Here is a 15,839-nt window from a genome sequence, read left to right on the forward strand (position 1 = left end):
AGAAACCATGAAGGTTAAACTTTTAAAAAAGAAGCTGGCTGTTAGCATTGTAGCGCTAACCTTACTGACGAGTCCTTTTACATCTTTTACACCCATTCAGTCTGCGGCGGCGGCAACTGCATCTGTAGCTACTACCGTAAAAGCAGGTACATCATCTGTTCAAGCGGGACAACCAATCGACTTTACACTTACATCCACTGCCGCTGTAAACAAAAAACTGATATTCCAGTTTCAAGTAATTGGAAGTAACGGAGTGAAGGTTTATGAACAAATTTTGAAAGATCAAGTTTTGCCCGCAGGAACACCGACCTCCTATCCAGTTCAGTGGAAAACTCCTGTTAGCTTGCCGGCTGGCAAGTATACAATCAGCTTGGGTGTATTTGGAGCAGGTTACTCCGAATCCATTTCCTGGAACTGGGGGCTTGCGCCATTTGAAGTCAAAAGCTCCTCCGGTGGCAATGATGCTCCAGACAGCGCTCCTGTATTCACTTCTATGGCGACAGTTCCCGCTACGATACCTGCTGGAACGCCAGCTGCATTATCAGCTACTTTCACAAGTGACAAAAAAGCGACGGCGAATTTGAATCTTGCTGTATTTAACGTTAACAATCAAAAAGTGTATGAAGAAAACTTTACTAATGTTACTTACGAACCAGGCGTAGCCAAAGCACAACCTTTGAAATGGGACGTTCCAGCGGACACAGCCTCTGGTTCTTATACACTCCAAGCTACGCTGACAGGTGTTGATGGTGCCGTTTACCATAAAAATACTAAACTCGGTACTTTTACAATAAAAGGCGATAATCCTGCGGCTACGGCTGTATATACGACCCTGGCAGTTGTAGATGGAACTTCAACAAAAGCAGGAAATACAGCTAGTTTTACTGCCAAAGTAACTTCCAGCAAAACAGCTGCTGCATTAGTTAACGTAGTTATTGTCGATCCTTACACAGGCAGTCCTATTTTTCAAAAAGTGTTTGATAAACAAGCGTTGACTGAGAATATAGCCAAGGAAATTCCTATATCATGGGAAGTCCCTGCTAATCTTGCTACAGGCACATACCCGATTTCCATTGGTATTTTTGGAATCGGTTGGGAAAAACAATACGCTTGGAATGCAAAGGCGGGAGTCATCAACGTAAATGACGGGAGTGTGCCAGAAGCACAGTTCACGGCCTTGTCACAAGTGACCCCTGGTTCTGTGGAGGTAGGCAGCAAAGCTAAGATTCAAGTTGCAGCTACGAGTGACATTAATATTTCAGGTACTGTGCAAGCTAAAATTATCGATCCTAAAGGAACGACAGTATTCGCAAAAGAATTTTCAAATGAGACTTTCTATAAACAAATAGCTAAAACATTGGCAACAGAATGGACGCCTTCCAATAAAGCAGAAATTGGTACGTACAAGCTGGAACTGGGTATTTATAACACAGAGCACACACAAACTTACTACTTGAATGCTGTGGCTGCACAATTTAATGTCATTCCGGCACCTGTAGTAGAGCCAACTCCAACACCCTCACCAACGCCAGGTGGTGAAAGTCCAGACAATGGATCGATAGCAAAATGGACGCTGAAAGCAGCAGTTGATCCTGTTCTGGAAGCTGGTTACACAGCGACAATTATGGCGGAGGTAGGCAGCGATGTAGATGCTAAAGCACTTGTTGATGTTGAGGTTTATAAAGGAAACACGAAAGTTTATCAATATTTTGTGGATAACCAAATATTTAAAGCGGGTGTCACCAGACAATATCCGGTAACTTGGAATATTCCTGTCTCCCAAGAGCGCGGAGACTATACAATTCGAGTAGCTGCCTTTGCACCAGGCTGGGGATCAAACTGGCCATCAAGCTGGAATGGAAATGCGACTTCTTTTAAAATTTCCTGGGGCATCATTCCTGATATCATCATGAAAAGCACGAAAAAAGCAGATATTATAAGACCGAGTGAAAAGCAAGTAATCGATACACAATTAACAAGCTCAGAAACAGCATTAGCTACTGTCATTACAGAATTATACGATCAGGTTGGAAATCTGGTTGACAGACAAGAACAAAAAGATGTGCAATTTACTAAAGACGTGCCCAACACGTATGTAACGGAGTGGACAGCGTCAAGTAGTGCCGTCAATGGTACTTATACGTTGAAAGTTTCTGTAGCGAAGCCAGACGGCGTGCGTGTCTATTACACGAATCCGGAAGCTGTGAAGTTCGAAGTTACAGGTGGTATTACAATGGAATACATCCTGACCGCGACAACTGTACAACCGGAGGTCAGTGCAGGTAAGACGCTGAATGTAATTGCAAAGGTAGGAAGCACAGTTCCTTCTATAGTTTCTATCAAAGTGAATTTCGTCGATGTTCTGACAGGTAAAACAGTACACTCCGAGGAGCTTAGAAATCAAACGATTTCTTCCGATAAGCCAGCAACACTCAATATGAACTGGACGTTGCCAAAATGGATCAAGATGAACCCAAGTTCCATTAAAACAAAAGAAGACGTCATTCAGTACGTGCTTGATGGAACTTACAAAGTTAATGTAGAGTTGTATAACCCGGATATGACGCATAAAATCAAATCGGCTGAAGGAGCGACCAGCTTTAAAGTTGTATCTTCTGTCGATGCTTCTGCTCCAAAACCGGCAAAAAAGCCAGAACTTGCTAAAACGATGAAGCTTGGCGTGTTTGCAACAAATAACGATGCAAATGGTATTACGGGTTGGATGCCGCAAACCGGAGCTCCATGGGATCTTGCTTACCGTTACTTAAATGGCGGTGTTAATAGTGCGGACGGTTGGAGATACTGGGATCAAGGCAATGTAGGAAAATGGGAAGGCGCATATGTATATGACTATGCAAAAAAAGCAACAGAACGTGGGTATACACCTGTATTTACTTTCTATCAAATGCTTCAAACCATTTCAGCAGATTGCCTGAAATGCGGAGAAGTTCAGGACGATCTCATGACTTTGAATGATCCATATGCGATGCGTTCTTATTTTGAAGAATTTAAGTTAATGATGCAATTAATTGGAACAGGCGATTATAATGGAAGACAAGGTATCGGGAAAACGGCAGTTGTCCATATTGACCCTGATTTGGCTGGTTATGCGCAACAAGCAGTTCTTGATAATAAGCGTTGTCACAATCAATGTACGGGTCAAGGCAATAACCCTGCGTTCCTGAATGCAGCTGTATCTAGTACAAGGATGCCTGAATTGGAAGGTTTACCAGATACATATCAAGGTTATAATTATGCTTTACTTCGACTGCGTGATTTGTATGCGCCCAATGTTTTGATGGCTCCTCATGTAAACAGCTGGGGAACTTTGACGGATGTAACCAAGAATACAGATCCTAATTTAGACGTGCTGGGCTTGGCCAAAAAAGCTGGGGAGTTTGCTGTGCAAAATGGATTTAAGGATCTTCCTTATGGAATTCAACCTTATGATTACGTGCTGCTGGATATTGACGATAATGATTCAGGTGCACAATCCGGTCCCCAATTAGGAAATTGGTTGGATCGTACCAACTTGACGCTGCCTAACTTTCACAGATGGGAAAAGTTCGTTAAAGGAGTTTCAGATACGATAGGAAAGAAAATCATGGTATGGCAAATTCCTGTAGGTAACCAAGTGTATCGTACGATGAATAACACGCCAGGCCATTGGCAAGATAACAAAGTTGAGTACTTCTTCTCTCACTTGCAAGAATTGGCTGACTCTGGCATTGAAGGACTGATGTTTGGAGCAGGTCAACCGACTTCAACTGCACATTATAATAAGTTTAAAGATGCAGGGGAAGATGAGAATGGTGTGTTTAACCCTGCTCCACTTACAAATATCACTGCAGGTTGGGGAGATGGCTCCAAGCATACGAATGACAAGGTTGCGAATTATAGCGACGATGATGGTGGACTTTTGAGAGAGAAAGCCATTGAGTATTACAAAAACCCACTTCCTCTCCCAGTGAATAAATAGCTGATAATGGAATAAGCCTTGCTGACGTTGCTGTCAGCAAGGCTTTAATTTGGTTGGAGGAACATATCCATTTATCCCCTACAAATAAACACAAATATACCTTTCATTCCGGAAGGTTTATTTGTGTTTATTTCCTGAGGACATTTTTCCCACCTTATCATTTCTGTAGCATTACAAAATTAAAATATTGAGGTATCTCAGTATTTTCATCGGTGATACTTATAGTCCGTCGACTCTAAGTGATCACATAGATTAACATGTGAATATGTCAGTAGTAAAGCAGATCAATTTCTGACATTAGATCTAGGCAATCCAAATAAGCAATAAGGGAGTACTTATAATATGATATTTTATGATATAAATCCACAGCTCATGTATGTAGAACGGCTAATTAATCAAGATAGATTAGTAAAAGAATCTGCCAGTCTAGAACTAAAAAAAGTGGAAAGGTGTTTAGTGAAGCTCGTAAACATATTGCACGCTAATAAGAAATAGAGTTGGTTTTGCATGTTTGCGAATTGTCATTATGTAGGTTAGTCGGTATTTTAGTTTAAGGGGGTTGCAATGAACAAGTCACAGAGGCTTATTTCACTCCTGATGACCTTGAACTCAAAGAGGAAATTCACTCTTAAGCAGCTCTCTGAGCAGTTTGAAGTTTCGAAGAGAACGATATTACGTGATTTTCAAGACTTGGAGCAATTAGGATTACCTATATTTACTGAGTATGGTGTTAACGGAGGTTACCAGATTTTAAAGGAAAGAGCATTACCACCACTATGGTTTACGGAAAATGAGGCAATTGGGCTTTTTTTTGCTTGTCAGTCACTGGAGTACTTCGGTTCTCTTCCATTTGATGCAGAGATTAAGACCACACTTGATAAACTTTTTTTTTCATTTCCAGATGACATCAAACATAGAATAGAACGGCTCAAGAAAAGACTTCGTATTTGGACCCCTACTGTAGAACAGCCGTATCTGCATTTATTATTAAAAGCTGCGTTGGAAAGGACCAATGTTGAAGCGGTATTTAATTCGTATAGCGGCGAAAATAAGAGTACGTTGCTGCCATTAGGTCTGTATGCAATGAACGGTCTTTGGTACTGTCCAGCCATGGATATCAAAACTGGTCAAGTACATGTAATTCGCACTGATCAATTTGCTTCCGTTAAGCCAATTATAAGTGAAGCAACGGATATAAAGACGATATCGAACTTCCTAGTAGATTCTGATGCGGCTATAGATCGATGGCTTGGAGTTCAAGTAGTAGAGACTGAATTGGAACTTGAAGTAAGATTAACTGAGCGTGGAGTTGCTCGTTGCCAAGTGGATGTGTGGTTGGTTAACGGATTACAAGTAAACGATGACGGAACAGGTATTATTGCTCGGAATATGAGTTCATCCTATATAATGTGGGCTGTTTCTTTTTTTATCTCGTTAGGTTCAGAGGCTGAAGTTATAAGTCCTATAGAAGTACGGGAACGTATTCAGGAGCAGCTTGTGGAACTTGCACACATCTATAATGAACAATAATGTGGAGTCTATCATCCAGAAGACGGATAGTTGGATACTGGAGTGCGGATAGTAAAGAAGGAAAGCCATTCGGTAGATAAACCTTCTTCGGATATCAAATGGAGGAAGAAAACGTCTATGAAGCAGAAGTATTATGAGTTAATTCTATATAAATTGTTGTCTAATTCAGATTTTGAGGCATATAAAGCGTCAGTAGACATGTTGAACGCATTCTTGGAAGAAATTCCCGGTTTTGTGAAGAGCAATGTGTTTTATCAAGCGGAAATGAAACTCTGGATTGAACTAACAGTCTGGGATAGTAAGGAAGCAGCCAAAAGATCGGATGAAGCGTTGATGTTACATGTAGCAAGTAAACAAAGATTCACATGCATAGAAATAGAAAAAATGCCATTAACATCTCCTTGGCCACTTGATTCTCTTTCTCCATGTATCATATAGTAAATTATTTTAAGACTATGGCTATCAAGAATCGCTTGGTTTCATTGTCATTTTTATTCAAGTAGAATAATATCGAGTTAATTCACAATGCCCAAGAGGTGTTCCATTATGTCTATTGATTCAATCCTAACTGTTATTAACCGACTACAAAAAGATATCGCCCACATACAAAAGAAAATGAGAGAGGAAGATAAAAATGAAGCACAGAAATTATCAAGAATTGTACAAATCGAAAGAAGCATTACTAAAAGCACATCAGTAAGCACATATAGTAGTAAAATGAATGAAATTTCCAAGTTACAAAAGGATATCACCAAAATTAGCAGTAAGCGTACGGAATTATCTAAAAAGCTTGTGAGTAAAACAGTAGAACTCAAAAATAACCAAAAACTACTCTCGAAAGAGCAAGAACTAGAGCGGTTGAAACGATTTGAACAACAGATACGACTGGAAAGAGAGCAACTTGCTCATGATAAAACATTTGATTTGTTTATTTCTCATGCAAGCGAGGATAAAGAAGAATTTGTAAGTCCGTTAGTCATGGAGTTAGAGTGGTTAGGTATTAGAGTTTGTTACGATGAATTTACTCTAAAAGTCGGGGATATTATTAGGGGATCAATAGAAAAAGGATTGATTCAATCTACATTTGGGATTGTTGTTTTTTCTAGCTCAATCTTCAAAAAATACTGGAGCCAGCACGAGCATGATGGACTATTCATGCAAGCAATGACAACGGGAACACAAAGAATTTGGCCAATATGGCACAAAGTTTCAAGAGACGAAGTTATGTATCATGCTCCTTCATTAGTTGATAATGTCATATTAAACTCTAGCAGTATGACTACTAATGAGATTGCCAAAAAATTATCTCTTATGGTTCAAGTTCCAAAGTCCATAGGCTGATGCTTTGAGAAACTCAATTGCCAGCCAATAAATATAATTTGATTGATCATCCACGCCAGCTTTGCTAGCTTTCTGCCAATCCAGTTTAATCATCTTATTCGCTACATTACTGTCGAGCACTGCTTGTTGTTAAATCACCATTCCCACTCTCGACCATCCTGCATTAATGTTGATGCGAATCCCGTTTTCGGTACGCCAAGGTAATGTGGCCTATATGGTTGAAGGTTAAAAAAGTGGGGAGTATCGTGAAAACCTACTCGTCGATCGACGGTGCCGAATGGACCGAGCGAAGCTCGCATACTCTTGCCTTTACCGAGCCATATACAATGGGATTGGTATTATCCGCAGGTGTGGACGGTCAATTTGTCGAGGCTACCTTTAGCAACATTATGTGGCCGGTGTTACCTTTGGGAACTAATCAAACGGAATAAAGATATGAGGCCAATTTCGTTGCAATACAGGCTTATCTCACTGCATTCGTCGTGAATGTGAGGAGAATGCTGAAGTTAATAGAGAGAAAGCAGCCCACCTTCTGACGAGGGCCGGTCTGCTTTTTTTATCTCATACTTTTTCCATTTCGAGGTTTGATTTTATTCAAAAGTCAGGCTTGCATGGTCTCGTTTCAGAAGATTTTATATTTGTTTCCTGAGGGACATTTCCTTCTTACCTTAACATTTTGTGGATATTTAAAATTTTCAAAAAAAGATACTCATAGTCCGTCGACTCCGAGCAATCAATTAATTTAAGATGTCCATATGTCAGTAGTAGAGAAGACCAATTTTTGTTTTTAGATCTAGGCAATCCCAATAAAGGAGTTGCCTGATCCTCTTCTCCATGTATCCACATAGCAGGACCGACACATTATAACTTATGAAAAGACTAGGGGGATGCAGAATGGCTTGGTTTCATTGTCATTTTTATTCAGAGGTGCTAGGCTTGTCAACATCCATGTATGTGCTTTTGCCCCAACGGTTTGGACTTCCGATTGGGAGTGAGCTTCGCAGCAATCCTGTTAAGCATCCAGTGCTCTACTTACTGCATGGATTGTCTGACGATCATACAGCATGGATGCGTTATTCCTTGATCGAAAGGTATGCTGCCGAGATTGGTTTAGCTGTTGTGATGCCAGCCGTAAATCGCAGTTATTATACAGATATGCTGCATGGCGGAAAATATTGGACCTACATTAGCGAGGAGTTGCCACAGTTGGCCAGGTCCTTCTTTCCTTTATCAGCTGAACGTGAGCAAAATTTTGTAGCTGGCTTATCTATGGGAGGGTATGGTGCGCTAAAACTGGCAATTTGTTGTCCAGATCGTTTTGCCGCAGGGGCTAGCATGTCTGGTGCGCTTGATCTGGAAGATGGTTATCGTCAAGGAATAGCTGATTTTCCGCTAATCTTCGGTCGTGCAGAAATGATACAGGGATCCAAGCATGATCTGTTTGCAAATGCTGCTCGGCTGGTGGAAACCAATGGCTTAAAGCCGCTATTATACGCTTGCTGCGGAACTGAGGACACAATGTACGGACAGACGATTCGCTTCCGCGATCATTGCAAGGGGTTAGGGCTGCCGTTGACTTATTCAGAGGGACCTGGTGCTCACAATTGGGAGTATTGGAACCAGAGTATTCAGGAGGTACTGTCATGGCTTCCACTTCATAATCAATTGGGCACTACTGATTCCTCATTTGGAGAAGTTTAATATGTTGCAAGTTTTGGCTCGATTTTTAAATTCAATTACGATTTATAACAAACTGCTGTTATCCTATTTTGTCGTAGTAGCGATTCCTGTTCTGCTTGTTGGCATCATGCTAACGCAATCTCTCAGAGAGATGGCATTGGACAATGCGATTAGAATGTCGATGGAAAGTGTTGAGAAGATCAGGAATCGCACGAACGAGATTATGAAGACTCCGATTAACATCTCTAACGAAATTTTGCTGGATAAAACGTTAAGGACGATTGTTAATACAGATTATGAATTCACCTATGAGGTTGTGAAGGCTTACTCTGAGTATACCGATTTTAAGGATTATATGCGTTTGAACAAGGTGATTTCGGGCATCCAGTTTTATACGAAAAATGCAACTATGCTCAACAATTGGGAATTTTTTTATGAGGATGAGCAGACTTCTTCCAAGGCTTGGTTTCAAGAAGCATTGAATGCCAAAGGCCGTATCGAATGGCGCTACCTGAAAAATGAAACATTTGGTGGCGGCTATATGATCAGTCTGATACGTAAGATCGGGTTCTATGGTGATAGCAACTATGGAATGCTGGTGATTGGCATAGATCCTGCTGTATTCCAATCTATGCTGAGCCAAGAACCCTTTGAGACGATGTTAATTACAGCCGATGGATTCGTTGCAGCATCAAAGAACACGGATTTAGTCGGCGAAACGGTGGCAGAACTGCATTTAAATGTTATGGAGGCGGAGCGGCAGGGAAAAAGTGTACTTGAGTATGAAACCGTTTACAAGGGTGAACCATCTAAGGTAATTGTGAACAATTATTTGCCGGATGCTAGCCAGAGCGGTTTCAAAATTGTTTCCATTATTCCCGTTCAAACGATTGTTCATGAGGCCAATCGGATTCGATTGTTTAGCTTTACGATTACCAGTATAAGTATGTTAATCGCAGTTATCCTCATCCTTGTATTCTCCAATACGTTAGGAAGACGATTGAAGAGATTGAGTAAGGAAATTAAGAAGGTTGCTCTGGGTAATCTCTCGGCATTTTCAGAGATGGAAGGCAAAGATGAGATTGGGCAACTGTCTCGACAGTTTAATTCCATGGTCAGCAGCATTCGGGATTTGATGGAGGAAGTATCCACAGCAAACCTACAGAAGAATCAACTGATCGTTAAGCAGAAGGAAATCAAGTTGAAAATGTTGGCGAGTCAGATCAATCCACACTTTCTATTCAACACGCTGGAAACGATTCGAATGAAAGCCCATATTCGTAGGGAATTGGAGATTGCACATGTGGTCATGCTACTTGGCAAATTAATGCGAAAAAATTTGGAGTTCGGCAATGACAAGATTCCTTTAGCCGAAGAACTTGAAAACGTAAATGGCTATCTTGCAATCCAGAAATTCCGATACGGTGACCGACTTAACTTCCACATGGATGTTCATGAAGGGGCTATGTCATTCAAAATTTTCCCGCTGATCCTACAGCCTTTAGTGGAGAATGCGGTTATTCATGGTCTTGAATGCAAGGAGGATCCCGGCACAATTCGTATACACGTAAACTTTGTAGACTGGCAGCTGGAAATTTCAGTAGTTGATGATGGTATCGGCATGGAACCTGAACAACTGGACCATGTGGTTCATACTCTAAATGAACCAGAAGAGGGGTCACAGACGCATATCGGTCTTAGGAACGTACATCAGAGAATTCGATTGTCCGATGGCGAAGAATATGGACTTGGGATTGAAAGCGTATCTGGAAAGGGGACAAGGGTTACTTTACGTTTGAAAATGGAGGGGGAGGAATATGTTTAAAGTGATGCTTGTAGACGACGAGCCGTCCATCCGCGAAGGGCTGAGGACGCTTATCAATTGGGAGCGATCTGGTTTCTGGATTGCTGGGGATGCCTCTAATGGCAAACAAGGTTTGGAACAATGGGCGAAGCTGCAACCAGATCTCATCTTAACTGACATTCGGATGGCTGGGATGGATGGGCTAGCCATGATTGAGGAAATTAGGAATCAAGACATGAAGTGCCAATTTATCCTCTTAACGGGCTACTCCGATTTTCAATATGCTCAGAGAGCAATCAAATATGGTGTCGATAGCTATTTGCTCAAGCCAATTGATCCGGATGAACTGCAGAATCGGTTGGGATGCGTGTACAATTTACTGTCTGAAGAACGAACAGCTCAGAAACAGAAGTCCAGTATGTTTCAGCTATATCAGGAAGAACTGCTCCAAAAGATAGTTGTGGGCAACGAGGGGGAGGAAGGGCATTCAGCTGTTGTACGGGAACTTGCTTTGGAATGGAAGAGTTACCGAGTCCTATTGGTTCAGTTAGAACCATCGCTCTCCGGCTCAACGGAAGTTACTGAAAAGGCAAAGAGAGCGGCGAAACTGCAGTTGCAGAAAGGCATTCAAATGAAGGGACTCGGTTATGTATTCACGCTGGAAGGCTTCACAGCTATTTTGCTGAAGGAGGTTTTAACTGCATTCATTAGACCAATGCTCGAGGAGACAAGAAATCTCCTAGCTGCCGAATATGAAACGCAAATGACTGTATTCATCGGACATGAAGTGAAGCGGAAGAAGGATCTGCATGATTCATATCGAACGGCTATGAAGCTTGCAGTCCATGCATTCATTTATCGCAGCGGAGACGAGATGATGATTGCGGATTATGACCACGCAGGTAATATCTCTCAGCTGTTTTCTGATCCTTATGAAGCAGTAGAGGGTGATTCCTTTCATGCAGATCAAGCTGTTGAGAAACTGATGTTCGCCGTAGAGGCGGCTAACCGGATGCTCATCGGCAAAATACTCGGCGATTTGGCCCGTCAGCTTATATGGGAAGAATGTACGGAATCTAGAATCAAATCGAACTTTGCACTCGTATATACGAAGATTATTTACGGCTTGACTCAGACAAGCGCAGTGCTAAGGGAGAGCATGCACCCATATGAGACGTTTCAGTACAAGATAGATGATTACCGTTGTTTCGCGACCTTGCTCACAGATCTGGAGAATTGGTTATGTGAGATAGCGGATGTGGTAAATGTGAAGGGAACGGATCAAGCTTTTGGCCGAATGCTAATTTTTATCCGGCGTCATTACGATAAAGATTTGAAGCTTGAGACGTTGGCCGAAATGTTTCATTATAACAGTAGTTACTTAGGAAAGTTATTCAAACAACAAACAGGTCAATATTTCAATACATATTTGGACAGCCTGAGAATCGAGAGAGCAAAGGAATTGTTACTACAAGGGCTAAAGGTTCATCAAGTTGCGAAGCAGGTAGGTTATGCTAATGTTGATTATTTCCATGGCAAGTTTAAAAAATATGTCGGGCAATCTCCCTCTGGATATAGGGATGAGTCAAAGCTATAACATGGAGGTGTGCATGTGGGATGCACACCTCTAATTTTCATATGAAAATTGAGCGAATATTTCGGGTATTGTGACTATATTAAATTTGTTACGCTATTAAGGTAAGAAGAAAACGTTTACAAAGGAGAGGTGAAATGGAGGTAATAGCGAAGAGAGGGGCTCTCGCAAAAGTGAAGAGAAAAAGTTTATGGCAGCAAATATCAGAGCAGCGATACTTGATGTTGATGTCATTTCCCTTCATCCTGTGGGTGTTTGTATTCAATTACATCCCCGTTTGGGGATGGACAATGGCTTTTCAGAATTATCGACCAGGTAAGTCGTTCTCGATGCAGAATTGGGTTGGTTTCGAGCAATTTGTAGAGCTATTCTCGGATGAAAGGTTTTATATGGTTATGAGAAATACACTTGCAATGAGTTTCCTAAGCCTGATTATTGGGTATACCGTGCCAATTGTATTCGCTATCCTACTGAATGAGATTCGCAGAGCAAATTTCAAAAAGGTTATTCAAACGATTACCTATTTGCCTCATTTCGTTTCTTGGGTGATTGTGGCCGGCTTGATTTACAAAATGCTTTCGATCGATAGTGGGATTGTCAATGAAATGCTGCTTTTCCTTCATCTGATTGATGAGCCGGTGCAATTCATGGCTCAACCCAAATCTTTCTGGCTAATCGTCACGCTTTCCGACATGTGGAAGGAGACGGGCTGGAACTCTATTATTTTTCTGGCTGCGATTGTAAGCATTGATCCCGAACTTTATGAGGCGGCAACGATCGATGGAGCGGGGCGCTTCCGACGTATCTGGCATATCACACTGCCAGGTATCAAGACAACCATCATGGTGATGCTGATCCTGTCAATCGGTTGGCTGACCAGTATCGGCTTTGAGAAGCAATATCTGTTAGGCAACCCGCTAGTGAAGGATTACGCTGAAGTACTGGATTTGTACGTACTTAATTATGGCATCAATCTAGGCCGATATTCATACGGCACAGCTATCGGCATCTTCAACTCGGTGGTAAGCATTATTTTGCTGTTGACAGCTAATGGCATATTTAAGCGAATCACTAAGGAAAGTGTTATTTAATGGAAGGGAGGAAGGGATCTGCCTGTGGAAATGCTTCTAGGAAAACGCTCAAAATGGGCGGACAGAGTATTTGGATGTTTCTTGTATATTTTTATGATTGGAATGGGAATCTTGACGGTTTATCCTTTTCTGAATGTGCTAGCGATCTCGCTCAATGATTCGACGGATTCCGTGCGAGGAGGTATTTATATATGGCCTCGGAAGTTCACTCTGGAAAACTATCGAACGATCTTCCAATATAATCAGTTGTTCACAGCTTTCCAGAATTCCGTTTTGCGCACGGTCTTGGGAACCATTCTAGGGATCATCAGTGCTTCAATGCTTGCGTACACGCTTAGTAGGAAGGATTATTTTGCGCGTAGATTCGTCTCTTTTGTACTGGTACTGACGCTTTATTTTTCCGGGGGAATGGTGCCGGTATACATGTTGATGCGGGATCTGCATTTACTGAATTCGTTTTGGGTGTATGTACTGCCTGGACTCGTGAATGCCTGGAATGTGTTCGTTCTGAGATCTTATATGGATGGCTTGCCATATAGTCTTCAAGAATCCGCTAAACTGGATGGAGCGAGTGATTGGACGATTTACTGGCGGATCATTCTGCCGCTATGCAAGCCAGTGTTGGCGACGATTGCGCTGTTCATAGCCGTAGCACAGTGGAACGCATGGTTCGATACTTTCTTGTATAACAGTGGCAAAGAAGGCCTTACGACGCTGCAATACGAGCTTATGAAAATATTGCAAAACACTGCTAATAGCGGTGGGGGCCAAAGCCAACTGCATAATCAAGACGGTGCGCAATCGATGCAAGTATCACCAGAATCGATCCGCATGGCCATTACGATTGTCGCAACAGCTCCGATTCTCGTCGTATACCCGTTCTTACAGAAATTTTTTGTCAAAGGGCTAACACTAGGTGCAGTTAAAAGCTAAATTATTCTATTAAAAATAGGGAGAGGGTTTATCGATGAAAAGAAAATTAGGCAACTTACTTTTGTTGTGTACGACCGTGTGTCTGGTTGCTGTCTCGGCGACAGGCTGCCAAATCAATGATGTGTCAGATTCAAAAACTACTGTAACGCCTGCTGTGGATAGAAAATCAGGGGACAACCTAACTCCAATCACCTTCTCCATGTATGGTGCGACGTCGAATCCGAATTTTGAAAATATGGAAAGTCCGATAGGCAAGATGATTACAGAGAAAACAGGTGTAAAGCTGAAGATGGAATATGCTGTCGGTGAAGAAAAGCAAAAAATATCACTAATGGCTGCGAGCGGCGATTATCCGGATCTGATTTTTGCTCATGGGAACGAGAATATTTTAGTCGATGCAGGAGCCTATATCGATCTAACTGAGCTGATAGACAAACACGCTCCGAATATCAAAAAGTTGTACGGTGACTATTTTAAGCGTCTGCGTTGGAGCACGACAGATAAATCGATCTACACTTTGGGTGCTCTCGGGGTTAATGAACAGAAATGGGAGCCAGCGACAGGCTTTCAACTGCAGCATGAGGTCGTCAAGGAATTAGGCTATCCTAAGCTTAAGACTCTTCAGGACTTTGAAAAGGCGATTCAAACCTATAAAGATAAATATCCGAAGATTGATGGACAGCCGACAATTGGACTCTCGGTTCTGGCTGACGACTGGAGATATAAAATTTCAGTTACCAATCCGGCACTATTCGCTACGGGAGGCCCTGATGATGGCGAGTTCTATGTGAATCCCGATTCGAAAAAAACAGTTTATCATTACACGAGACCAGAGGAAAAGGAATATTTCCGCTGGCTCAACCATATGAACGATGTGGGCCTACTCGATCCTGAAAGTTTTGTGCAAAAATATGATCAATATGTGGCTAAGATTTCGGCAGGCCGTGTGCTGGGGCTTAGCGATGCTAAATGGGAATACAGAAATGCAGAGCAGGCGCTTAGACAAGCAGGTAAGCTAGGACGTATGTATGGAACTTATCCGTTAACCCTCAACGAATCTTACAAATATGCCGATTTCCAAACAGGCGGATATTCTGGGGGAACTGGTATTGGTATTTCCAAAAATTGCAAGGATCCAGTAAGAGCAATCAAGTTCCTCGATTGGTTGGCTTCTGAAGAGGCTCAAATTTTGAACAACTGGGGAATTGAAGGCGTAAATTACAAGATCGAGAATGGTAAACGTGTCATTCCGCAGGAAGAAATGACAAAGCGATTAAATGATCCTCAATATAGCAAGAAAACGGGAATCGGTGTTTATCTGTATCCCTTCCCTGAGTATGGCAATGGTGTTCTGGATTCTACGGGTCAGACGATAACAATTCGTTCTAAAGATCAAATTAAGGCGAGTTATACCGATATTGAGAAAGAAGTATTATCTAAATATAACGCAAGTATGTGGATGGATCTTTATCCGCCAACTTCTGATTTTCCAGTGAAGCAGTGGGGGGACGCTTGGCAAATAAGCATTCCTCAGAGCCCTGCGTATGTTATTTCCCGAAAGACAGAGGATATTGTCAAGAAAAGAGTGCCGGAAGCGGTTCTGGCAAAACCTGAAAAGTTTGATCAGATCTGGGAAGTGTTCATGAAGGATTTGGAAACTGTTGGTGTTCACGAGATGGAAGAGGAGTTTAACAAGCTGTTGAAGGATCGTATTGAGCTGTGGAAATAAGTTCAATCCAGATAAAAGTTCTTGGTTTTAGGTAGTGAACAGCGAATCCTGTGTATATTTATACAGGATTCGTGAAAGGGGGTGTGGCTGGGAAAGCACATCAGGTCAGACATGATGACTGGAAAATTCTGAAGGAAATCAGAAGAATTGAAAGGAGA

At 41.8% G+C, this 15,839-nt stretch carries 11 protein-coding genes; all 11 read left to right on the top strand.

What is annotated here, in order from left to right; genetic code table 11:
* Window positions 1-7 precede the first annotated feature (7 nt).
* The 11 genes from HQN88_RS13800 to HQN88_RS13850 all read left to right on the top strand — a co-directional run bounded on the left by HQN88_RS13800 (window position 8) and on the right by HQN88_RS13850 (window position 15,681).
* A complete protein-coding gene (locus HQN88_RS13800; protein WP_173112596.1) occupies window positions 8-3,979 on the top strand; it encodes a hypothetical protein in 3,972 nt (1,323 codons plus the stop codon).
* A 564-nt stretch (window positions 3,980-4,543) separates the two neighbouring features.
* On the top strand, window positions 4,544-5,509 hold the full coding sequence (locus HQN88_RS13805) for a helix-turn-helix transcriptional regulator (RefSeq protein ID WP_173112599.1): 966 nt from the start codon (window positions 4,544-4,546) through the stop codon (window positions 5,507-5,509).
* Between the two features lie 117 nt (window positions 5,510-5,626).
* Entirely contained in the window at window positions 5,627-5,947 is a 321-nt protein-coding gene (locus tag HQN88_RS13810) for a hypothetical protein (protein ID WP_173112603.1), read from the top strand.
* 108 nt (window positions 5,948-6,055) lie between these two features.
* Window positions 6,056-6,850 carry a TIR domain-containing protein gene (locus HQN88_RS13815; protein ID WP_173112606.1) on the top strand — a complete coding sequence of 265 codons (795 nt, stop codon included), beginning with the start codon at window positions 6,056-6,058 and terminating at the stop codon, window positions 6,848-6,850.
* Window positions 6,851-7,068: 218 nt separating this feature from the next.
* On the top strand, window positions 7,069-7,281 hold the full coding sequence (locus HQN88_RS13820; RefSeq protein ID WP_173112609.1) for a hypothetical protein: 213 nt from the start codon (window positions 7,069-7,071) through the stop codon (window positions 7,279-7,281).
* Window positions 7,282-7,744: 463 nt separating this feature from the next.
* Complete coding sequence (locus HQN88_RS13825; RefSeq protein WP_173112612.1) at window positions 7,745-8,551, top strand: alpha/beta hydrolase; 807 nt, start codon at window positions 7,745-7,747, stop codon at window positions 8,549-8,551.
* Between the two features lies 1 nt (window position 8,552).
* Entirely contained in the window at window positions 8,553-10,355 is a 1,803-nt protein-coding gene (locus HQN88_RS13830) for a cache domain-containing sensor histidine kinase (protein ID WP_173112615.1), read from the top strand.
* A complete protein-coding gene (locus HQN88_RS13835) occupies window positions 10,348-11,931 on the top strand; it encodes a response regulator transcription factor (RefSeq protein ID WP_173112618.1) in 1,584 nt (527 codons plus the stop codon). The genes HQN88_RS13830 and HQN88_RS13835 overlap by 8 nt, the downstream gene beginning before the upstream one ends.
* Before the next feature lie 134 nt (window positions 11,932-12,065).
* Window positions 12,066-13,019 (top strand): ABC transporter permease, encoded by a 954-nt coding sequence (locus tag HQN88_RS13840; protein ID WP_173112621.1) that lies wholly within the window; start codon window positions 12,066-12,068, stop codon window positions 13,017-13,019.
* A 30-nt stretch (window positions 13,020-13,049) separates the two neighbouring features.
* Window positions 13,050-13,952 (top strand): carbohydrate ABC transporter permease, encoded by a 903-nt coding sequence (locus HQN88_RS13845; RefSeq protein WP_173113116.1) that lies wholly within the window; start codon window positions 13,050-13,052, stop codon window positions 13,950-13,952.
* Window positions 13,953-13,986: 34 nt separating this feature from the next.
* Complete coding sequence (locus tag HQN88_RS13850) at window positions 13,987-15,681, top strand: ABC transporter substrate-binding protein (RefSeq protein ID WP_173112624.1); 1,695 nt, start codon at window positions 13,987-13,989, stop codon at window positions 15,679-15,681.
* Window positions 15,682-15,839 lie beyond the last annotated feature (158 nt).

Origin of the sequence: Paenibacillus qinlingensis (assembly GCF_013204845.1) — a bacterium.
Lineage (GTDB): Bacteria > Bacillota > Bacilli > Paenibacillales > NBRC-103111 > Paenibacillus_E > Paenibacillus_E qinlingensis.